The sequence below is a fragment of the Microbulbifer sp. TB1203 genome, from assembly GCF_030997045.1.
GTDB lineage: Bacteria > Pseudomonadota > Gammaproteobacteria > Pseudomonadales > Cellvibrionaceae > Microbulbifer.
The window spans coordinates 1,350,024-1,372,136 of sequence record NZ_CP116899.1 but is presented as its reverse complement, the minus strand read 5'-3'; the positions used below and the strand labels follow the sequence as shown (position 1 = coordinate 1,372,136).

Below are 22,113 nucleotides of genomic sequence, written 5' to 3'. Positions count from 1 at the left end.
TCATTCACGATTCCTCACGACGACCTTGATGCGGCAACCCAGACAATCCGTTCGATTTTTGACGATGTAGCAGGTGATCCGGCTACTCCCGCTGCAGGAACCTATGAGGCACGCTTGAATACCTGGCTGGGCTCCGAAACCCTGGTAACGTCCAGCGAGCGCGTGGCGTTGTTATCGCTGATGTACAACGGTGTGCTGTCAAACAGTGTCAACCTGCAAGATGCCGTGCAAGCCGGTGATCGTATCCGCTCCTGGTTTGAGATTCGATATGCCAGCAATCCCGCAAGCGGTGGAGTGAGAGACAGCGGACTTGCCAAGCGGCGTGCTTATGAGGCGGCTTTGTTCGGCCTGTATGACAATCGCTCCGAAGAAGAGCAGGCACAGGACATATACGACTTTTTGAATGCTGCCGACCCCTATGACGGAAGCCAAAGGGTTATCGACCGAATCCTTGCCTATGAAGGTCATACCGGGACGGGTAACCACTATTTCAATAGTTGGATCAATAGCAATACTGTTCGTGATTACGACATTGCTGACCATGGGTTGATTCAGCAGGTTTCTTTCCAAACCCTGTTCCTTCCCATAGCTACAGAGCTTGCCGAGTTCTATGCCACTGATGGTTTGGGAGAAACTGATGAATCTTTCAGTGTGATTCTTTCCGTTATTTCTGGTGCCTCTATTGACAACCAAGTGGTGATTGGCCTGGAAACCAATGGCACGGTCCAGGCAACGAATGTGGGTGAAACCAGCAATGGCAATGACTTGCTGATAGCGGTTGATGAGAATGGTCAAACTCTAAATGGCGGAGCTGGCAGTGATGTGCTGATCGGTGCATCGGGTGTCGATACCTTGAACGGTGGTGAGGAGGGTGACGTTCTGGTTGGCAAAGGCGGTGGTGATCACCTCTACGGCCAGGACGGTTTCGATATCCTGGGGGGCGGCGCGGGTGCGGACACCCTGAACGGCGGCAAAGACGCGGACCTTTTGCTCGGCGGCACCGGTGGCGACACTTATGAATTCAACTCCGGTGACGGCGTAGACACCGTAAAAGACAGCTCCACGGGCAATACCCTTCAACTGGACGGCAGCGCCATTCCCGAACTGACCGGGGTCTCAGCCTCCAACATGATCTACAAAAGTGAAGAGGGCGATATCCGCCTGATCAAAACGGACGATGGGTTTGTCGTCATTTATGGCGACGCTTCCCAAACGGTTTCCGCCATCCAAGTTTCGGGGCTGGAAGACGATTTCGGGTTAACCCTCAGTGATTACCAGGAAGAGGATACTACCCAGCCCGCAATGGATCCGAACAGTTTTGAGGTGGGGGACAGCAATCTGGGTACGCCGGAGGAAGAGGATTGGCTTGACTTCGATCAAGAGTCCAGAAGCCCGGATTTCAACGCCCAACCGATCTTCTTCGACGCAAGCCTGATCAGTTCCGACAATCCAGATTTTCCCGAAGACCCTGGCGTCCACACCTGGAATTTCGACGGCGGCGAGGCCAATGACACTCTGATTGCGGATGGAGACTACTTCAACCCCCGTCTTTTCGGCCTGGACGGCGAGGATACGATCGTTATCGGCGCTTCCGACTGGGCCTGGGCTACCGGTGGGGAGGGCGGCGACTATATCCGGCACACCGGGGGCAAAGGCTTTCTTTTTGGAGATTTCCACCTGCCGGTGGACTTGCCGGAAGAATATCGCGAGTACGACGGGGAAGGCGAAGATACATTGATCAGCGAGTCCACCGCCTTCAAAAGCCTGGACGGCGGCGGTGGCAAGGACATACTGATTGCGGGTGCCGGCGGTGAGGGCTGGCTGATGGGCGGTAGTGGTTCCGACATCATCCAGGGCGGGGACGGTAAAGAGTTTATTTTCGGGGACGGCCGGGCAACCCTGGAGCAAGAAGGGAGTAGAGTCTCTCTCACCTTGCGAATACAGGATATTTTCGCCTCCGGCCTGGAGTATGACGACATCATCGACGCTGGGGATGGGGACAACGTTGTATTTGGCGGCGCCGGCAACGATACCATCACTGCCGGGGATGGCGATGACAAAATCTGGGGCGATGTCGGTAGCGCCCAGTTCCACGGCTCGAATTTACTCCCGGAGGATATTCCGCTCGATATGCACGGGGACGACGTGATCTACGCCGGCGGCGGCAAGAATCAAATCGTCGGCGGTGGCGGCCATGATGTCATTCTCGGGGGCGGAGACGTTGACTGGATCTGGGGCGATGACCCCACCCACGAAGACCTTGAAGGCGGCAACGACTACCTCAACGGCGGCGCTGGCAACGATTATATCCAAGCCGGCGGGGGCAATGACGTCCTGATCGGGGGGGCCGGCTCCGACATCCTGCGCGGTGGCGATGGCGATGATACCTATATCTTCAATCCGGGGGATGGCCTGGACTACATAGTGGATAGCGACGGCGACAACCGAATCGTGATTAATGGCGCTTCACTGCAAAACGCCCGCCTCTATCAATATGGCGACATAAGCTTCGGTGCTGATTTGAACCTGTCGATCGCCTATGGCGAAGGAGACATGATCGACCTCCCTGAATCTACACTGTCCTCCAGCACTGTGATTTTGGGTGGTGCCGCCTATGACTTTTTCGATCTCTGGAGCGCTTACACCCAGCAGTGGCTGCGCAGGAGCGAAGCCATACTGGATGCGATCACGGGCGGCTCCGGTGATTCTCCCGAAAGTGCGCCCGGCACCCAAGTCTCCACAGCCCTGAATGCCTCTATCTCCCCGATGGAAGCTGCGGCAACTGAATCAACCGCCACGCTTACCGACTGGTACGGCGGCCAGCTGGTCGCCATTGATGCCAGCACCGCCGGAATAGACTCTCAAGACCCCAGCACCTGGCTGCAAAACGGCGCCGTCTCCCTCACTGGCATACTCACCTTCTACACCGATGCCGAAGGCACGATCATGGCTGGTGTGCCAGACGGCGAGGGCGGCTACCTGGCCCCCGCGGGCGCAATACAGGAATATCGGCTGCTGCCCGATGGTTCCCTGTTCTCCCGCGAACCCGACTTTGCCCGCGGGGAAGCCCCGGCCCTAGGTCAGGACGTGGAGCCGCCCACCGGCGCCGAGGGCGACACCTCGGGCATCAATGTCGACGACGAAATCATCGACGGCACCAGCGGCGACGACACTATTGATGGCGGTGAGGGTATGGACCTGATCCGTGGCGGCGATGGCTCGGATCTGATCGACGGCGGCGTTGGCAAGGATATCCTCCTCGGCGGAGCGGGGAACGATACGCTACACGGTGGTGACGGCGATGACTTCCTGTACGGCAATGAAGGCGCTGACCAGTTGCAGGGCGGAGCCGGCAACGACTATTTGGATGGTGGGGATGGCGATGACATCCTGCAGGGCGGCAATGGCAACGACCTGCTCAAAGGCGGCAGCGGCAATGACACCTTGAGCGGCGGCGCCGGCTCGGACCAATACTTTTTTGGTCTTGGCGATGGCCAGGACACCATCGACAATAGCGGCGATACCGGAACCAGCACGGTCGCCTTCGCCGAAGAAATCAGCCCCCACGACGTAAAGGTCACCAGAAGCGGCGACCACCTGCTGCTGACGGTCGACGACGGCGGCGATTCAGTAACAATTACTGGCTACTTCACCCAGGACGCCACCACGGAAAGCGCCGTGGATAAAATCACCTTCAACAACGGCCGGACAGTGTGGACCATCGATGACGTTAAGGCACTCGCCCTGATCGGCGACGATGCCGACAACACCTTGCGGGGCTACAACAACAGCGACGACCTGCTGATGGGATTGGAGGGCAACGATCTGCTGATCGGTGGCGCCGGGGAGGATACCCTGGAAGGCGGCACGGGCGATGACACTTTGCAGGGTGGCAGCGGGGACGATACCTACATTGTTGACCTGGCCGAGGGGCACGACCGGATTGTTGACCTCGCAGGCCAGAACAATGTCCTGCAGCTGGGTTCCGACGTGCAGATCGAGGATGTAAAAGCCATACGCGAGGGGAATGACCTGTTGCTCTCGCTGGAGGGCGGCGCCAGCTCGGTCACTATTGCCAACTATTTCGGTGCCGCCGGTGAAACGGTTTCCTCGATTAACTTCGACGATGGCACCGCCTGGGATCTGGCACAGGTGAAACAGCTTGTGCTTACCGGCACCGATGCGGCGGATACCATCACCGGTTACGATTCCGATGACACACTCGTCGGCAAAGGTGGAAACGACCTGCTTACCGGCAACGGCGGCAGCGATACCTATTTGTTCTCCGCCGGGGACGGTCAGGACCTGATCGTTACCGGCGAGACGGATACCGCTACTACGGAAACCATTCTGTTCGACGAGAGTGTCAGCGAGGAATTAGTCTCGGTTCGTCGCAATGGCAACGACGTAATCCTGGATTATGGCGACGGCAACGCGGTAACCGTAAGGGACTTCTTCGTTGCGGAGGGTGCAACGACTTCGGCGATAGATCGGGTGGTGTTCAGCAGCGGGGCGGTGTGGACGACGGAGGACCTGAAAGCCAAGGTGCTGATCGGGGACGTCCAGGGCAACACTATCGAGGCGTACAGCTCCGATGACCTGCTGATCGGCAATGGTGGTAACGACACCCTGATCGGTGGTGCCGGTGACGATACCTATCGTTTTTCTGTCGGGGATGGCGCGGACTTGATTGACGATCAGGCCGGCATCCAGGATCGCATCGAGTTTACCGACGTGAACCCGGCGGATCTGCTGTTGCGGCGAGACGGAGAGGACCTGCTGATCACCAACACCGTCAGCGGCGATACCGTCCGCGTGCAAGAACAGTTCTCGACGATCCCCGGGGAAGTCAGCGCTTCGGCCATCGACAGCATTGTCTTTGCCGATGCCACCGTCTGGGATTACGAGCAGATCAAGCAACAGGCGCTGGCGGGAACCGGCAATGCCGATGAGATCCACGGCCATGCGGATGCAGACACCGTGCACGCGGGAGCCGGGAACGACACCGTGTACGGTGCGCTCGGTGCCGATACCCTCTTCGGTGAAGACGGTGCAGATACCCTCTACGGGGAAGAGGGCGACGATGAAATCCACGGCGGGGCCGGCAATGATTATCTTGCTGGCGGTTCCGGCTACAACCACCTCTACGGTGATGCGGGTGACGATACGCTCGTCGGCAATGGCTTGTTGGATGGGGGCGAAGGCAATGACGTCCTCAGCGGCGAAGGGAACAGCATGTTGATCGGCGGTGCCGGCAACGATACGTTATCCGGCTCTTGGGGTAATGATGTGTATCGCTTTACCGCGGGGGATGGCCTGGACCTGATCAATGATGGTGGTGGCGATCAGGATCAACTGCAATTCACCGATGTCAATCCGGGAGACGTGCTGTTGCGCCGCGACGGCAATGACCTGTTGATCACCAACACCCTGTCCGGGGACAGCATTCGTGTCGCGAACCAATTCTCCACTCAGGCTGGCGTGATCAATGCTGCCGGTATCGACAGTATCGTCTTTGCCGATACCACTGTCTGGAATTACGAGGAAATCAAACAGCAGGCACTGGCCGGCACGGAAGGTAACGACGAAATCTACGGCCATGCGGATGCGGACAACATAACCGCCGGTGCCGGAGACGATACCGTGTACGGTCGCGCAGGCAACGATACCATCGATGGCGGACTGGGTCAGGACAGCCTGTACGGCGAGAGCGGCGACGATGAGATCCACGGCGGTGACGGCGCCGACACCATTCTCGGTGGCGCGGGCAATGATCGGCTCTACGGCGATGAAGGCGACGATGTCATCGAGGATTACTCCGGAGAAAACCTGATTCGCGGTGGCATTGGTGACGATCAGTTGACCGGCAATGGCAGCCTGTATGGCGACGAGGGTGCAGATACACTGACCGGCAGCGGCCTGCTGGATGGCGGTGCCGGAAATGATCTCATTACCGGGGAGGGCAGCGATACGCTGGTCGGCGGAAGCGGCGGCGATGTGATCTCCGCATTCAGCCAGTTCTTCACCCAGAACAGCAACACACTGGAAGGCGGCACCGGCAACGATACCTTGTTTGGCTCTTTCGGCAATGACGAGTACCGGTTCAACCTGGGCGACGGCCACGACACGCTGACCGAGCGCCGCGAAGGAGAGGACTACAGCAATGTGGACCCCTCTTCGGATACGCTGGTATTCGGTGCGGGAATTTCCCAGGCCGACTTGCAGTTCGAGCGTCATGGAAACGATTTGTTTATCCTGCATAGCAACGGTACTGATTCGATCCGCATCACCGACTGGTACAGCGGCGGTACCGACCACTTCAAGATCAATACCATTCAATTTGCCGGTGGCTCCAGTCTGGCGTTATCGGAAATCGAGGACCTGGCTGTCACCTATGGAACCGCGGGGGACGATACCCTGCTGGGCTACCGGAGTCTGGACGACAGAATTCGTGCCGGCGACGGCAACGATCAGGTTTGGGGGCGGGATGGAAACGACACACTTTACGGCGAAGGCGGTGACGACTACCTGGACGGCGATGCCGGTGACGACCTGATCGAGGGCGGCGCCGGGGCGGATACCCTGATTGGTCGGGCAGGTTCGGATACGCTGATTGGCGGTATCGGCGATGACAGCTATGTCTATACCGCTGGCAGTGGCAGCGACCTGATCATTAACGGCGATGGTGGCTACGACGGCCTCTTTTTCCTGGACGGTATCGATAGGGAGCGACTCAGCTTCGAGCGCGACGGCGATGACCTGCTGGTATTGGTCGATGAAGACCCTACGCAATCCGTACGGGTACAAGACCACTTCCTCGGCGGTGATCACGCTATCGACTTCGTGCAGCCGGACGGTGGTTTCCTGCTGGATACCGAGGAAATCAACCAGATAATTGCCGGTGGCGGCAGTGACTACGACGCGGTGATCGAAGGCACGGCAAGTTCCGAGCAACTGGTAGGCACTTCCGGCAGGGATCTGATTCAGGGCCTTGCCGGCGATGATACCCTCTTCGGCATGGCCGGCGACGATGAGCTGCAAGGCGGAGCGGACAACGATTACCTTTCCGGCGGCAATGGCTCCGGAAGCGGTTCCGGCAATGACACTCTACTGGGAGGAGATGGCAACGATATCCTCAATGGAGAGGATGGCGACGATTGGCTCGCCGGCGGCCTGGGCGATGATCGCTACTACTACACCGCCAACGGCGGTGTGGACACGATAGACAATACCGGTGGCGGCTTCGACGGCATATTTACCCTGGATGGGGTAGGGCGCGATCGGCTGAGTTTTCATCAGGATGGGGACGATCTGGTTATCCTGGTGGATTCCGACCTGGGTCAGCAGATACGTGTGACCGGCCATTTTCTCGGCGGCGAGCAGGCAATCAGCTATGTACAGCCGGACGATGGCGGAGCCTCGATAATGGCCACCGATATTCCCGGTTTGCTGCAAGCACTGCCGGACGGCGACGGAGACAGTGGCGGGGACCCCGGCGAGGGTGGAGAACCACCGGTCCCTGAAACTGGCGGTGATGACGTAGTCAATGGCACTGCCGGCGACGATATCCTGCTCGGCGGGGAGGGCAGCGACACGCTCCATGGCGATTCCGGAAACGATACCCTGATCGGTGGATCGGGCGATGACGTATACCTCTATTCGGGCGGGCAGGACACCATCGACAGCCGCGGTGGCGGTACCGATACCCTCCGCTTTATTGGAGGCATTACCTTTTCCGAAGTCGCCTCATATCTCACCAAGTCCGGGGATCACCTGCTTCTCAGGGTCAACGGCGGTCCGGATCAGGTTACCCTGACGAACTTCTTCCTCGGCGGTGAGCACCTGGTCGAAAACATCGAATTCGAAACGGGCGGCTCACTGACGGCCCAGCAGATTTTCGATGCGTTCGGCCTTCCCATGCAGGACCCGCAACCGGCATTCGACAGCACTGTGGAAGGCACCACGGGAGACGACTCCGGGTTGTCCGGCTCCGCGGGACGGGACCTGATCCGGGGAGGCAATGGCAACGACCTGTTGCAGGGTATAGCTGGCGACGATCGCCTGGAGGGTGGCAACGGAGCCGATACCCTGGAGGGCGGAGAGGGCGCGGATGTCCTGTCCGGGGGGCGGGGCGACGACATCTATATTTTCCGTCCTGGAGACGGGCAGGACGTTATCGACAATACTGGCGGCGGCCATGACGAATTGCGCTTCGATGGTATTGACTTCAACCAGATTTCCAGCGGTCTCACCAAGAGCGGCAACGACCTGGTGCTGAACGTCAGTGGCGGCAGCGATTCCGTCACCCTGAAAAACTGGTTCCTGGGTGGAGATTACGTTGTAGACACCATCAGCTTTACCTCCGGCGGCAGTATTACCTCGGAGCAGATATTCGGTGCCTTCGGCCTCTCCAACCCCGATCCGGCCGGCTCTCCCGATTACCAGAATCTGCCCGACGAGCGCAGCTACGCCAACCTGGTAGCGGCCAATGCTTCCGCGCATACCATTCTCGGTTCCTCGGATGCGGACTTTATCGATGCCGGCGCCGGCAATGATGTCATTGATGGCGGGGCGGGGAATGATTACCTGATCGGCGGCGATGGTAACGACACCTATCGCGTGGGTGCCGGTGCTGGACAGGACACGATCAACAACCTGTCCAACAACCCTGCATCGGATACTGATGTCCTGCAATTCCTGGCCGGATTCGACGAAAACAACCTGTGGTTCAGCCGCGATGGCGACAATCTGGTAGTCGATGTGATCGGTTCCGATGAGCAGGTCACGATTCAGGATTGGTATACGGGCAGCGGGCAGCAGCTGGACGAAATCCGCACCGACGATGCCGTGCTGCAGGCCGATATGGTCGACAACCTCGTCAATGCCATGGCGGCATTCGGCGCGCCGCCTGCCGGTGATGCTCAGCTGCCGCAGGAAGTTCGCGACGAGATAGCGCCGGTTATCGCCGCCAACTGGCAGGCAGCCTGACCTGTAGGAGCGGCGACCACCAGGGATGGCGGGGTGCCGCCCAGCGGAAATGCAGATTTTGCAGGAGCAAAAATCTGTCGATGGCCGCGATCGATCTGTGGGTTGAACCACTGCCGATCGCGGCCATGGGCCGCTCCTACACGGTGTGTTCTTGACGTATCGAGAAATGATGAAGTTACAGGGAATTCAAAAACAAAAGGCCAAGGCTCTGTCCCAGCACAAGAGCGGTGCTTATAAAGAAGCCATCGCACTTTACCGGGAAATCCTTGCGAACTGCCCCGACGATGTGGACACCCTATCGAACCTTGGATCCGCCTATCGGTCGATCAAGCGGCCAGAAGTCGCGGTGCTTCTCTACCGCAGGGCGCTTGAATTAAAGGAAACCCGAGGGTATCGGTTCAATTTGGCCAACGCCCTCAAGGATTTGCATCGCTACCCCGAAGCGATCGAAACCTACCGGCAATTGTTGTTGGAGGAGCCAGGTAATTACCACTATCAATTCAATCTCGCTGTCGCTCTTCGGGACAGTGGTGATCACCGAAGCGCGCTGGATGTTTTGTCCGTTATGGAAAGGCGGTATCCGTCAGATCATTCCATCCGTTGGGAGGTGGCACAGAATTTCCTGAGGCTGGGGGATTATCGCAACGGCTGGCGTTATTTCGAGTCCCGTTGGAAACTGGGCAAAATTTCCCTGCCCGAGATGGATGTGCCGGTTTGGCGCGGCGAGCTGCTGGAGGGGAAACACCTGCTGGTAGTAGCCGAACAGGGTTATGGGGATACGTTGCTGATGGCGCGCTATATTCCTCGTCTGGTTGCGTCTTCCTGCCGAGTAACCTTGTTATGCAAACCGGAATTGCACAGTCTTTTCAGTGACTCGCAGATATCCTGTGTCGAAAACCACCTGGAAGTTCCGGTTGTGGATTACCTGGTCCCGATCATGAGCCTGCCGGGCTTGCTGGACCCGGACAATCAATGCACTCCCGAGCCTTTTCCGTTTTCGGTGGACGGTGAAAGGGCAGGGTATTTCGAGCGTATTTTGCGCCCGTCTTCTGAGCGGCCGAATGTCGGTATCGTCTGGTCGGGCAGTATCACCTTTCAGAACAATCACAACCGCTCTATGCGGTTCAGCCGAGTGTTGAAGCTCCTGAGCCCGCTGGATATCAAGTTATACAGCTTCCAGAAAGGTCAGCCCCAGGGAGCACTGCGGACCGCTGATATCGGGCATGCGATTGTCGATGTGGGCGATCTGTGCAACGATTTTTCCGATACCGCGGCCGCCTTGCAGTCGATGGACTTTATCGTGATGACGGACAGCAGCCTCGCCCACCTGGCGGCGAGCCTGGGAAAGCCCGTCGTCAATCTGCTGGACTCCGCCAGCTATTGGTTGTATGGCGCAGAAGGCTCGAGCAGCCCATGGTATTCCTCGATGCATCTGGTTCGACAAAGAGTTCCCGGAAGCTGGGATTCCCTGGAAGAGGAATTTTATGAAGTGATTAAAAACTTGATGGACTCCATCGGCAATCGGTCGGGGTATCTGCAGGCGCGCTCTACGGCCCTTCATTGATCTGCCCAGCCTCCTGTAGGAGCGGCCCGGCCGCTTCTACATCGGTCAGCAGCAGGGCGCTTCCCCGGAATTATTTGCAGTGGTATCGAAAGGCAGGCCACCGCCGCAGCCCTCGAACAGGCCGTAGTGCCGGCTGAAATCGCCGATAAATTCGAAGTGATCGGCAAAGCGGGTATCGCTCAGCATACGCCAGGTATTGCCGCATACAGGGAACACCCGTCCGGTTTCGATCAGGTGGTGTTTGTCCAGAGGGAGCTGGTGGGGGAAGTTGGGCACTGTACCGCGGTAGATCACCGCCTGGCCGTAGTCCTCACAGTCGCTCTCCAGGGCGTCCAGTTTGAACAGGCGGTAGGTGGCGGAGAAAAAACGCAGGCTGCGGGTGCGCGCGGCTAGTTCCGGGTCGGTGATTTCCAGCGGCCGGTCTTCCGCCAGGCGCGGGTCGATAAAGCCGCTTCGCTGGGCCAGGCGCAGGAAGTCGTTCCAGTAGAGGGCGCCGCCCAGGCACTCGCCGTAGAGCACCGGGTCCTCCCGCACGGCCTCGGGCACCCGGCGATCGGCGTAGACATCGGAGAAATAGAATTCGCCGCCTTCCTTGAGCAGCCGGTGCACGCCGCGCAACACCGCGTCCTTGTCCGGCGACAGGTTGACCACGCAGTTGGAGACAATCACATCGAAGCTGCCGGGCTCCAGGTCCAGTTGCTCCAGTTGTTCGATATAGCCGTGCAGGAAGCGCACATTGTCGAAGCCGAACTCCCGCGCATGGTGGTCGCGGTGGCGTTCCGCCACTGCCAGCTGTTCCGGGGTCATATCCACCCCCACCACCAGGCCTTCGGGGCCGACCAGTTGCGCCAGCGCGTAGACGTCGCGGCCGGAGCCGCAGCCCAGGTCCAGTACCCGGCAGCCCTCGAGCAGCGGCGGGCAGACCAGGCCGCAGCCGTAGTAGCGGGTAAGCACTTCCGGGTGGATCTTGGCGAGCAGTGGCTTCAGCCATTCCGGCACCGCGCTGGCATCGCAACAGGCGGTGGTTTTCAGGTCGTCGGAACTTTGCAGCTGGCGGCCGTAGTAGTCCTGTACTGCTTCGCGCATGATTTGCCTCTCCGGTTTTATCGTTCAGTCGCACTGGGGGCGGATTTGTTACGCTGCGAACTGTAGCCGATGAATCGCGGAGAGGCCATGAGTCAGGCCAGCTGTGCGATCCTGTCCCGCGCCGCAGCCAGGCTTCCCTCCCTGGCGTCTTCTACCGCCATGCCCTCCGCGTGCACGAATTCCACGTCGGCGATGCCGATAAAGCCCAGGAACTGGCGCAAAAGCGCGGTCTGCGAGTGGTCCTCGCCGTAGAAACCGCCGCGGGTGATAAACACATAGGCTTTCTTGTTCTTCAGCAGTCCCTCCGGGCCTTCCGGGGTGTAGCGGAAAGTGATCCCGGCGCGGGCGATATGGTCGAAGTAGGCGCGCAGGGTCGATGGAATACTGAAGTTGTACATCGGAACGCCCAGTACCAGCACGTCGGCCCCGGCGATCTCCTCCACCAGGCTATCGGAGAGTTTCACCATCTCCCGCTGTTCCGCGGTACGCTCGTCGGGCGGGGTGATAAAGGCCTGGAAGCGCTGTGCGTCCAGGTGTGGCACTGGTTCTGCCGCCAGGTCGCGGGAGACAACACGGCCATCCGGGTTGCGCGCCTGCCAGTTGCGGGCGAACTGCTCGGCGAGTTGGGAGGACTGCCCATCGCCCTGGAACAGGCTGGTCTGGATTTTGAGTAACGTTGCCATTCGACACCTCCAAAGGGGGTTGTTTTCGAGATGCCGGCATTGAATCATTGATTGATTCGATAAAAAATTATAAAAATGTGTACTTATGCATCGAATGAGTAGATATATGGGCAAGGATAATCACACTGCAACACCGCATATCAGCCTGGAGCAGTGGCGCTGCCTGGTGGCTGTGGTGGATGCGGGGGGCTATGCCCAGGCTGCGGAGCGGCTGCACAAGAGCCAGTCCTCCGTCAGCTATGCGGTGCAAAAGCTCGAGTCGGTACTGAACATCAAGGCGTTTTCCATCGAGGGGCGCCGGGCGGTGCTGACTCCCGCGGGAGAGATGCTCTACCGGCGGGCGAAAGTGTTGCTGGACGAGGCCGCCAGCCTGGAGCGCGCGGCGCACAAGGCCTCCGCCGGTTGGGAGTCGGAAATCGCCATCGCCGTGGAGACGCTGTTTCCCATCTGGCTGCTGCTCGACTGCCTGGACCAGTTCGGCGCCGAGAGTCCGCAGACGCGCATTGAGCTGTTTGAAGTGGTGCTCGGCGGAGCGCCGGAAGCCCTGCAGGAGGGGAGGGTGGACCTGGCGATATCGCCCTATATTCCCCCCGGTTTCAGCGGCCTGCCCCTGCCGCGGCAGGCGAGGATCATTCCTGTCGCGCATCCGGACCACCCCCTGCACCAGTTGAAACGGGAACTGACCCTGCGCGACCTGCGCAAGCATCGCCATCTGACCGTGCGCGACTCCGGTTCCCAGCGGGATAAAAAGGCCCTCACCGTGGAAGTGGAACAGCGCTGGACCCTCTCCAGCATGGCCACCTCCATCGGCGCCGCCTGCCGCGGCTACGGCTTCGCCTGGCTGCCGGAGGACAAGATCCGCAACGAACTGGGGGAGGGGCTGCTTAAACCCCTGCCACTACGCGGTGGCCGCGAACGCTATGTGCAGATGTACCTGATATTCGCCGACCGCGACGCCGCCGGGCCCGGAGCACTGCGCCTGACGGAAATCCTGCAGGAGCGGATCGCCGCCAGTTGCCCCGATCACCGTTGAGCCCGATGGGCGCCTATTTCACTCAGGGCCGCTCCGGGCGCACCTAAACTTCGGGTATGGAACCGAAAGGCGGAGTCTGCGGAAATGGTGACCGAGAAAAAGCTACGAGGCGGGCAGACGGTGAAAATCCGTCCCCTCCGCAAGGAGGATCTGGACCTGGAGCTGGACTTTTTCCGCAACCTGTCACCGGAATCCAGGAACCAGCGCTTTCTCGGCGGTATCAGCACCAAGAACCCTCCCCAGAAACTGATCGATATGTTGCTCGACATCGATCACTTCCAGAGTGAGGCCTATATCGCCCTGGCGGGAGAGGGTGAGGAACAGAAGCAGATCGGGGTTGCCCGCTACGCGGTGGACGCCGGCGGCAGCGCCTGCGAGTGCGCGGCGGTGGTCGCCGACGAGTGGCAGCGCCGCGGCCTGGGCACCCTGCTGATGAACCTCCTGATCGACAGCGCCCGCGATCGGGGTATAAAACGCATGTACACCATCGAATCGGCGGGGAACGCCAAAGTGCGCAAAGTGGCCCGCACCCTCGGGTTCCGGTGCGAGGCCTATCCGGGTGATCCCACCCTGCTTCTCTACAACCTGGATTTGCAACAGGAGTGAGTGACCTGAAGGAGTGCTCACGAGGCCAGCCACAGAGCCACACGGGCAACTTCCTCCGGCTGCGCCACCCTCTTCAGACCGCGCACCAGATCGTTGGCCCTGGCCACTGCGTGCGGATTGCTGCCGGTGGCGCGGCGGAACATCGGGGTGTCGGTGATACCCGGCGCCACCACGCAGACGCGCAACCCCTGATCGGCGTAATCCATTGCGCAGCTCTGCGCCAGAGATGCCCCACCGGGGCGGGTGGAAAAAGCGTGCTGAGAGGAGGTGACGATGATGCTGCCGCCTCCCGCCTTCAGTATCTCCGGGATCTGGTATTTCATCGCCAGGAAAGACTCCCCGCAGGTTGGTGTTGTGAATCCACTGCCATTCCTCCAGGCTGAACTGGTGCAGTGGTTTGAATAAGACTTCGCCGGCATTGTTGAAGGCGATATCGAGTTTCCGAAGGGCGTGCTGCGCCTCAACGTGCCGGTGGTTTTCGGCCGCCAGCACATAGCGCGGCTGTTGCGGCCGCTTCGGGAAAAATACCCGGAGCTGTCCATCGATGAAAGCTACGGTCTGAACCTGATATTGCCGGACGATGCCGCGTTCAAAACAGCGGATTTCAGCGGCGCCAGTAACCCGGATGCCTTCGGGTGGGCGGTGAGGCCCGCCGACTAAGCGGAAGTGGCGACCTCGGGCTCTTCCCGGGGTTCCCCGTACCAGAAGCTGTAAAAATCCTCTGTCACCCGTTGCTCGATATCGGTCGCTTCCTCCCGGGGGCAGAAGAGGGTGACGGTTACCACATCGTGGCCCAGTTCGTTGGTGGTAAAGCTCACTTTGGCATCCGGGCCCGCGAGTTCGACGCCCATGCGGTGTTCGATCATTTTACAGTAGCGCTCCGCCACCTCCCGGAAGGCCTCGCAATGTTCCCGTACCCGCTCAACGAGAAACGCCTTGGCTTTGAGGGGGTTGATGCCCTTGTTTTCGCGCACGATGGAGAAACTGTGCTCGATATAGCGGCGCATGAAGTTGAGGTTCTTGACCGGTTTGGAAAAAAACACGCTGTTGGGGACAAACAGCGTGGTGCCGGTATAGCCATTGCCCAGGCCCTTGGGATCCACCTCCAGCAGGGTGGTGCTCAGCCAGTCGCTGTCGGTCACTTCGCCCATCTGGTCGCCGATCTGGACCCAGTCCCCCACGGTGAAGGAGCGCATTCCCGCCTGGTAGACGCCCCCCACAAAGCAGTGCACCACCTCCCGCAGGGCCAGGACGATCGCCACGGAGAAGGCGGCAATGGATAGCGCAAAGTCCCGCAGTTCGGAAACCCAGATGGCGATCACCCCCACCACCAGCAACAGGTTGCCGATGTTGTGCACTGTGTTGATACGCCGCCGCACATCCTGTTTCGGCCAGCTCCGACGCGTGAAGAAAAACGACAGCAGCCAGCGCAACAGCAGGATGGCGGAAACGGCGACCAGGGTGAGAATCAGTTTGTTTTCCAGGAGGAATTCCAGCATTACAGCTCCACAGCGGATGATTGAGTTTTTGGAGCACACAGGATAAACCCATCGCAGGCGCGAGAAAATTCCTTCCGTTGGCGAGGGGGAGGGGGGGCGGCTATGCTGAGGTCGGAATCCTTCAATTGCCTCGCACTTGGTCAGGCTTGGGGTTGCCCCTGGGAGATGTTAATTCCTCAGGAGCCTGCTTGCAGGCGAACAGGGTTGGCACAGAGCCCGCCTATGTTCGCCTGCAAGGTGCCGTTCAACTCAAACAACGCGTATATGATGAAAAAAGTAGCAATCAATGGACTGGGGCGCATCGGCAGGCTGCTGCTGCGCCGCTACCTGCAGGGCGGCTTCAAGCGCTTCAACCTCGTCGCCGTCAATGACCCCATGCCCCTGGAGAATCTGCTCTACCTGCTGCGCTACGACTCAGTGCACGGCCGCGCGGACTTCGAGGTCTCCGGCGAGCAGGGCAAACTGGCTGTCGGCGCACTGGAGTTGCCATTGTTCGCGGAAAAGGACCCCGCGAAGCTGCCCTGGAGCGAGGAGGGGGTCGACGTGGTAATCGAGTGCAGCGGTCACTTTACCAAGCGGGCGGGGGCAGCCAAACATCTCGAAGCTGGCGCCCGTCGTGTCGTGATCAGCGCCCCTTCCCCCGACGCGGATATCACTCTGGTCCTGGGGGTGAACGACGCCGATTTCGATCCTGAAAATCATATGGTGATTTCCAACGCCTCCTGCACCACCAACTCGCTGGCGCCGCCGCTGAAAGTACTCGATGATGCATTCGGCATCGAGCAGGCGTTGGTTACCACAGTACATGCCTATACGGCCACCCAGAGCATGGTGGATACGGCAGCGGGCAAGAAGATTCGCGGCCGCGCTGGCGCGATCAACATTATCCCCACCGCTACCGGTGCCGATGCCGCCACCGCCCTGGCACTGCCCCGGCTGAAGGGCCGCTTGAGCGCGCTGGCGGTGCGGGTACCGGTGGCGGACGGCTCCCTCACCGATATCAGCGCACAGCTGCGCAATGCTGCCGACGCCAAGGAGGTGAATGCGGCGTTCAGGGCGGCGGCGGAGGGGGACCTCAGAGGCATTCTCGCCTACAGCGAAGAGGACCTGGTTTCCTCGGATATTATCGGCGATCCCCATTCCGCAATCATTCACAGTCTCTCCACCCGCGCCCAGGGCAACCTGGTCAAGGTTCAGGCCTGGTACGACAACGAATACGGCTACGCCTGCCGCTGCCTGGATTTGCTGGAGCGCCTGCCGTTGTAGCGCTTGCGTCCTGCACCATGGCACGTCGGGAGACAGCGGCAGACAGCGCGGGAGAGCCGATCGGCTTCATCGCCGAGGTGCACGGCCCGGTAGTGGTGATTCGCTGTGCGCAGCTGCCACCGCTGCGCCAGGCGTTGCGCGCATCCCTCGACCACGAAACCTACCTGTTCGAAGTCCACCAGCACCTGGACCAGAAACATGCGCGCGCCATCACTCTGCATCGCACCGCTGGCCTCAGCCGCGGCATGCCGGTATTCGACACCGGTGCGCCTCTGCATGTGCCGGTCACCCCGGACTGCCTGGGGCGGCTGCTGAATATCTTCGGCGAGCCGCTGGATGACGGCGAGCCGCTTGCGGCACAGGACTACCGAAATATTCACGCCGCTCCCGCGGCACTGTGGGACGCGGTGGGCACCGGCGCCATCCTGCAAACCGGAATCAAGGTCATCGACCTGCTGTGCCCCTTTGTCAGGGGCGGCAAGACTGGCCTGTTCGGTGGTGCCGGGGTGGGCAAGACGGTTCTGATAATGGAGTTCATGCACGCGGTGGCCGCGCTGCACAGCGGTGTGTCGGTATTCGCCGGCGTCGGCGAGCGCATTCGCGAGGCCCACGAACTCTGGTACGAGATGCGCGAGGCGGGGGTAATGGAACAGACGCTGATGGTCTTCGGGCAAATGGACGAATCGCCCGGGGTCCGCTTTCGCGTCGGGCTGTCTGCGCTGACCTACGCGGAATACCTGCGCGACACCCTGCAAAAGGAAGTGCTGTTCGTGATGGACAATATTTTCCGCTTTGTGCAGGCGGGCAGCGAGATCTCCAGCCTGCTCGGGCGCATGCCCGCCACGGTCGGCTACCAGCCCACGCTGATCAGCGAGGTGGCGGAGCTGCAGGAGCGCATTCTCTCCACCCGGGAGGGCGCCATTACCGCGGTGCAGGCGGTCTATGTGCCGGCGGACGATATGACTGATCCAGCGGTGAGTGCCATTTTCAGCCACCTGGATTCCTCGGTGGTGCTGTCGCGCGCGCAGGCGGGAAAGGGCTTATACCCCGCGGTCGATCCGTTGCAGTCCAGCAGCCAGGTAATGGACCGGCATACCTTGGGCGACCGCCACTATGCGGCGGCCGAGGCGGTGCGCGAACACCTGGCGCGCTATCACGAGTTGGAGGACATTATCGCCATGCTCGGTATTGAAGAGCTGTCGCCGCAGGACCGCCGCATCGTATTGCGGGCGCGCAAGCTCCAGCGTTATCTGACCCAGCCATTTATGGTCACCGCCTCCCACACAGGTATCGCCGGCGTCTCGGTGCCGTTACAGGACACACTGGACGATTGCGAGGCTTTTTTGCGCGGCGACTACGACGAGTTGTCGGAGGAGGACTGCTATATGCGCGGCAGTATGCGGGAAGGCGCGCGGTGAAAACCTTCAGCCTGCAACTGCTGTCCGCCACCGAACAGCAACGGATTGACGGCGTCACTTCCTTCGTCGGTGAGGACGCATCCGGCAGTTTCGGCATCCTCGCCGGGCATATGCGCACAATGACCGCCCTGGTATTTGGCCTGGCGCGTTTTCGCCGTGCCGAAGAGGGCTGGCAGTATCTGGCGCTGCCCGGTGGACTGCTCTATTTTCTCGATAACCAGTTGCAGATCTGCGCCCGCCGCTACCTGATCGACAGCGACTACGAGCGCATTTCTGGGCTTCTGCAACAGCAACTGCTGGCAGAGGAGCGGGGTCTGCACGCAATGAAAGAAAGCCTGCGCCGGATGGAGGAATCCATTCTGCGCCGGCTTTGGGAGGTGGGGCGCCAGTCACCAGGGCGCTGAATAATATGTAGGATGGGCAAAGCGCAGCGTGCCCATCAACCAGCCCGTGATGGGCACGCTGCGCTTTGCCCATCCTACATTACTGTTTCTATGGCAACGGACAGGGACAAACAACTGCGTGAGAAAGTCGAGCGCCAGGCCAAACGGATGAAGCAGGCCGAACGCGAGCGTCCGACACTATTCGCGCAGACCATCTATATCGGCACCCTGGGCTTGGTATTTGTACTGCCGGTGGTGGGCGGTGCCTATCTGGGCAACTGGCTGGACAGCCTGACCGCCGGCTATTCCACTCGCTGGACTCTCAGCCTGATATTCGTCGGTCTGGTGGTGGGTGCCTTCAATGTGTATCTGTTGATTCGGGAGTAGTGAGTGAACGGCAGCGAGTTATTCCCCTCGGTACTTTTTCGCATAGGGCCGCTGCAGATCACCGGCACCGTGATCACCACCTGGGCGATTGTCGCCGCCATCGGCTCTGCGGCCTGGCTGCTGTCGCGCCGCCTCCGGCTGCAACCGGGTGCACTGCAGACTTTGGCGGAAGGTATCGTGATTGCGATGGAAGACGCCATTCGCGCGGTGGCGCCGGATCACGTCAAGCTGCTGCTGCCGTTTATTGCCAGCCTGTGGATCTTCCTGGTGGTGGCCAATCTCTGCGGCTTGATTCCCGGCGTACATTCGCCCACGCGGGATCTCTCCGCCACCGCGGCGCTGGCAATACTGGTATTCCTGTCGGTGCACTGGTTCGGAATCCGCAGCCAGGGACTGAAACGCTATCTGCACCACTACCTGACCCCGAGCCCGATACTGCTGCCGTTCCACCTGATCAGCGAAGTCACCCGCACTGTCGCCCTGGCGGTGCGCCTGTTCGGCAATATCATGAGCCTGGAAATGGCTGCGCTGCTGATTCTGCTGGTGGCCGGTTTTCTGGCACCAATTCCTATACTGATGCTGCACATTGTCGAAGCCCTGGTTCAGGCCTATATCTTCGGCATGCTGGCACTGATTTACGTTGCCGGCGGCCTGCAATCACAACAGCTCAGGCAACCACCACAAGGAGAGCGCCATGAGTGATATGACCTGGTTTGCGCTGCTTTCGACCATCGCCGCGATACTCGGCATGGCGATCGGCGTATTGCTGCCGGCCTACGCCATGGGGCGGGCGATCAGCAGCGCGCTGGACGCGCTGGCGCGGCAGCCGGAAGCGGAGCGTTCGATCATGCGCACCCTGTTTATCGGCCTGGCGATGATCGAGTCCCTGGCCATCTATGTGCTGGTGATCGCGCTGATCGTCCTGTTTCGCAATCCACTGCTGGAATATCTTCTCAAACCGTAGGGATATTTCCGCATGGAACTCAGCTGGTCGACCTTCCTGTTGGAAATCGTCAATTTCCTGGTGTTGGTGTGGATACTCAAACGGTTTTTCTACAAGCCGTTGCAATCCGTTATCACACGCCGCCGGCAGGATATCGAACAGCGCCTGGCGGAAGCTGAGAAAATGCGGGAGGAGGCCGAGCGGTTGCAGCGGGAGTACGAGGGCCGCATGAATGATTGGGAGCGCGAACGTCAGCGGGCCCGGGCAGATCTGCAGCAAGAGATGAAAGCCGAGCGCGCGCAGCTGGAGCAGGCATTACAGGACGCCCTGCAACAGCAGCGACAGAAGGACGAAGTGATCGAGCAGCGCCGCCAGCGGGAACAGCGCCATCAGTTGCAACAGCGGGCGCTGGAGCAGGGCAGCCGCTTCGCCGCGCGCCTGCTGGAACAGGCCGCCGGCCCGGAACTGGAAACGAATCTTCAGCAACTGCTGCTGGCCTCGCTGGCGGAACTGCCGGAGGATCGACTGGCGGAACTGCGACGGCAGTTGCCCGCGGCTGGAGAGCCGGTGGAAGTATCCAGTGCCTTTCCTCTGTCCGCCGACCGGCGCGAACAAGTCCGAAATGGATTGCAGCAAATACTGCAGAACACCGTGCACTGTCATTTTTCAGAGGACAGCGACCTGGTAGCGGGTTTGCGCCTGGTGATCGGTCCCTGGGTGCTGGGTGCAAATGTGCGCGATGAACTGCGGGGATTTGCGCGGATAGCGCGGGATACGGGTAGTGAATAACGAATTGCTGCAGCGCCGGGAGGACTGGCTGAGGAGCTACCGCCCTCAACTGCGCATTCGCGAACAGGGCCGCGTGGTGTCGGTAGGCGACGGTATCGCCTGGGTCAGCGGGCTGCCCACCGCCGCCATGGATGATGTACTGGACTTTGCCGACGGTAGCCGCGCGCAGGTCTTCGATCTCACAGGTGAACTGGTGGGCGCGATACTGTTGAGGGAAACCCGGGATCTCACCGCTGGCACCGCCGTAAGTCTGTGTGAAAAAAAACTGGGTATCCCCGTGGGCGACGATCTGCTGGGGCGGGTGATAGATCCGCTGGGCGATCCCCTCGACGGCGGCGCCGCGCTCGAGTGTTCCGACTGGCGGCGCCTGGAAATGCCTTCGCCGGCAATTACGCAGCGCGATTTTGTGCACCGGCCACTGTATACCGGCAGCAAGGTGCTGGATACCATGATTCCCATCGGCCGCGGCCAGCGGCAGCTGCTGATCGGCGACGAGGGCCTCGGGCGCAGCTCTCTGGCACTGGACACGGTGATCAACCAGCGGGATCAGCAAGTCTATTGCGTCTATGTGCTGATCGGCCAGAAGCGCTCGGCGGTGGTCACCACTATCGAGCTACTGCGCGACTACGGCGCACTGGATTTTTCCACCGTGGTGGTGGCCGAGGCCAGCAGCCTGCCGGGACTGCAACACCTGGCACCATTCGCCGGTTGCAGTATCGCCGAATACTGGATGCGTAGGGGATTGCATACGCTGGTGGTGTACGACGATCTCTCCACCCACGCCAAGACCTACCGCGAACTCTCGCTCTTATTGCGCAGGCCGCCGGGGCGCGAGGCCTATCCCGGCGATATATTTTCCGTGCATGCGCGCCTGCTGGAGCGGGCCACCTGTCTCAACGCGGAACAGGGCGGCGGCAGTATGACCGCGCTGCCGGTCGTGGAGACCAAACAGGGAGAGATCGCCGCCTATATTCCCACTAACCTGATCTCCATTACCGATGGCCAGATCTACCTGGATCGCGAGTTGTTTAGCAGTGGTTTCCGCCCGGCCATCGATATCGGCAAATCGGTATCCCGCATCGGCGGCCGCGCCCAGCACCCGGCCATCAAGCGGGAGGCCGGGCGCATGAAACTCGACTACCTGCAGTTTCTCGAATTGGAAATGTTCACCCGCTTCGGCGCCAGGCTGGAGGCGGGTATGGAAAAATCCATCCGCCGCGGCCGCGTGCTGCGGGAGATTCTCAAGCAGGAGCGGCTGGCGCCGCTGTCGATCGAGTTCCAGCTGGCGTGGATGATCGCCTTTAATGACGACCTGCTGGACGGCGTGGAGCTGCAACAGGTACAGGACCTGATGGCAGGGCTGCGGGGCAGGGTGGAGGCCAGCGGCCTGCAGCTGGACGACCCGCGCGAGCGGTGGGTGGCGCTGGCGCAGGACTGGCTGCCAAGTACCGCGGGAGCCCAAAAGTGA

18 protein-coding genes are annotated in these 22,113 nt (G+C 60.4%); 13 read left to right on the top strand and 5 right to left on the bottom strand.

The window, feature by feature from the left end; all coding sequences use genetic code 11:
- Positions 1-198 precede the first annotated feature (198 nt).
- Positions 199-795, bottom strand: a complete 597-nt coding sequence (locus PP263_RS05830; RefSeq protein ID WP_308368670.1) for a hypothetical protein — start codon at positions 793-795, stop codon at positions 199-201.
- On the opposite strand from PP263_RS05830, the gene PP263_RS05825 reads away from it, so the two are divergent.
- Entirely contained in the window at positions 694-8,988 is an 8,295-nt protein-coding gene (locus PP263_RS05825) for a calcium-binding protein (protein ID WP_308368568.1), read from the top strand. The genes PP263_RS05830 and PP263_RS05825 overlap by 102 nt on opposite strands.
- Before the next feature lie 166 nt (positions 8,989-9,154).
- Complete coding sequence (locus tag PP263_RS05820; protein WP_308367422.1) at positions 9,155-10,552, top strand: tetratricopeptide repeat-containing glycosyltransferase family protein; 1,398 nt, start codon at positions 9,155-9,157, stop codon at positions 10,550-10,552.
- 45 nt (positions 10,553-10,597) lie between these two features.
- On the opposite strand, the gene PP263_RS05815 is transcribed toward PP263_RS05820, so the two are convergent.
- Both PP263_RS05815 and PP263_RS05810 read right to left on the bottom strand, forming a co-directional pair.
- Positions 10,598-11,638 (bottom strand): methyltransferase domain-containing protein, encoded by a 1,041-nt coding sequence (locus PP263_RS05815; RefSeq protein WP_308367421.1) that lies wholly within the window; start codon positions 11,636-11,638, stop codon positions 10,598-10,600.
- 92 nt (positions 11,639-11,730) lie between these two features.
- Complete coding sequence (locus PP263_RS05810) at positions 11,731-12,321, bottom strand: FMN-dependent NADH-azoreductase (protein WP_308367420.1); 591 nt, start codon at positions 12,319-12,321, stop codon at positions 11,731-11,733.
- A 106-nt stretch (positions 12,322-12,427) separates the two neighbouring features.
- Between PP263_RS05810 and PP263_RS05805 the strand changes: the two genes are divergently transcribed.
- Positions 12,428-13,354 carry a LysR family transcriptional regulator gene (locus tag PP263_RS05805; protein ID WP_308367419.1) on the top strand — a complete coding sequence of 309 codons (927 nt, stop codon included), beginning with the start codon at positions 12,428-12,430 and terminating at the stop codon, positions 13,352-13,354.
- Between the two features lie 84 nt (positions 13,355-13,438).
- Positions 13,439-13,960 carry a GNAT family N-acetyltransferase gene (locus PP263_RS05800; RefSeq protein WP_308367418.1) on the top strand — a complete coding sequence of 174 codons (522 nt, stop codon included), beginning with the start codon at positions 13,439-13,441 and terminating at the stop codon, positions 13,958-13,960.
- A gap of 17 nt (positions 13,961-13,977) precedes the next feature.
- Here PP263_RS05800 and PP263_RS05795 read toward each other — a convergent pair whose 3' ends face one another.
- A complete protein-coding gene (locus tag PP263_RS05795) occupies positions 13,978-14,283 on the bottom strand; it encodes an SDR family oxidoreductase (RefSeq protein ID WP_308367417.1) in 306 nt (101 codons plus the stop codon).
- A 127-nt stretch (positions 14,284-14,410) separates the two neighbouring features.
- Between PP263_RS05795 and PP263_RS05790 the strand changes: the two genes are divergently transcribed.
- On the top strand, positions 14,411-14,620 hold the full coding sequence (locus tag PP263_RS05790) for a hypothetical protein (RefSeq protein ID WP_308367416.1): 210 nt from the start codon (positions 14,411-14,413) through the stop codon (positions 14,618-14,620).
- On the opposite strand, the gene PP263_RS05785 is transcribed toward PP263_RS05790, so the two are convergent.
- Positions 14,617-15,459 carry a mechanosensitive ion channel family protein gene (locus PP263_RS05785; protein WP_308367415.1) on the bottom strand — a complete coding sequence of 281 codons (843 nt, stop codon included), beginning with the start codon at positions 15,457-15,459 and terminating at the stop codon, positions 14,617-14,619. The two genes, PP263_RS05790 and PP263_RS05785, sit on opposite strands and share 4 nt — an antisense overlap.
- A 264-nt stretch (positions 15,460-15,723) precedes the next feature.
- Between PP263_RS05785 and gap the strand changes: the two genes are divergently transcribed.
- From gap to PP263_RS05745, 8 genes are all read left to right on the top strand, one after another.
- Positions 15,724-16,725: a type I glyceraldehyde-3-phosphate dehydrogenase gene (gene gap, locus PP263_RS05780; protein WP_308367414.1), complete on the top strand. Its 1,002-nt coding sequence runs from the start codon at positions 15,724-15,726 to the stop codon at positions 16,723-16,725.
- Between the two features lie 17 nt (positions 16,726-16,742).
- The gene (gene atpD / locus PP263_RS05775) at positions 16,743-18,143 is read left to right on the top strand and encodes a F0F1 ATP synthase subunit beta (RefSeq protein ID WP_308367413.1); all 1,401 of its coding nucleotides are present in this window, start codon (positions 16,743-16,745) and stop codon (positions 18,141-18,143) included.
- Positions 18,140-18,547 carry a hypothetical protein gene (locus PP263_RS05770; protein ID WP_308367412.1) on the top strand — a complete coding sequence of 136 codons (408 nt, stop codon included), beginning with the start codon at positions 18,140-18,142 and terminating at the stop codon, positions 18,545-18,547. Before atpD ends, PP263_RS05770 begins: the two co-directional genes overlap by 4 nt.
- 90 nt (positions 18,548-18,637) lie before the next feature.
- Positions 18,638-18,913, top strand: a complete 276-nt coding sequence (locus tag PP263_RS05765; RefSeq protein ID WP_183457264.1) for an AtpZ/AtpI family protein — start codon at positions 18,638-18,640, stop codon at positions 18,911-18,913.
- A 3-nt stretch (positions 18,914-18,916) separates the two neighbouring features.
- Positions 18,917-19,615: a F0F1 ATP synthase subunit A gene (locus tag PP263_RS05760; RefSeq protein ID WP_308367411.1), complete on the top strand. Its 699-nt coding sequence runs from the start codon at positions 18,917-18,919 to the stop codon at positions 19,613-19,615.
- Positions 19,608-19,877: an ATP synthase F0 subunit C gene (gene atpE / locus PP263_RS05755; protein WP_308367410.1), complete on the top strand. Its 270-nt coding sequence runs from the start codon at positions 19,608-19,610 to the stop codon at positions 19,875-19,877. Before PP263_RS05760 ends, atpE begins: the two co-directional genes overlap by 8 nt.
- A 12-nt stretch (positions 19,878-19,889) precedes the next feature.
- Positions 19,890-20,645, top strand: a complete 756-nt coding sequence (locus PP263_RS05750) for a F0F1 ATP synthase subunit delta (protein WP_308367409.1) — start codon at positions 19,890-19,892, stop codon at positions 20,643-20,645.
- Positions 20,638-22,113 carry a F0F1 ATP synthase subunit alpha gene (locus tag PP263_RS05745; protein ID WP_308367408.1) on the top strand — a complete coding sequence of 492 codons (1,476 nt, stop codon included), beginning with the start codon at positions 20,638-20,640 and terminating at the stop codon, positions 22,111-22,113. The genes PP263_RS05750 and PP263_RS05745 overlap by 8 nt, the downstream gene beginning before the upstream one ends.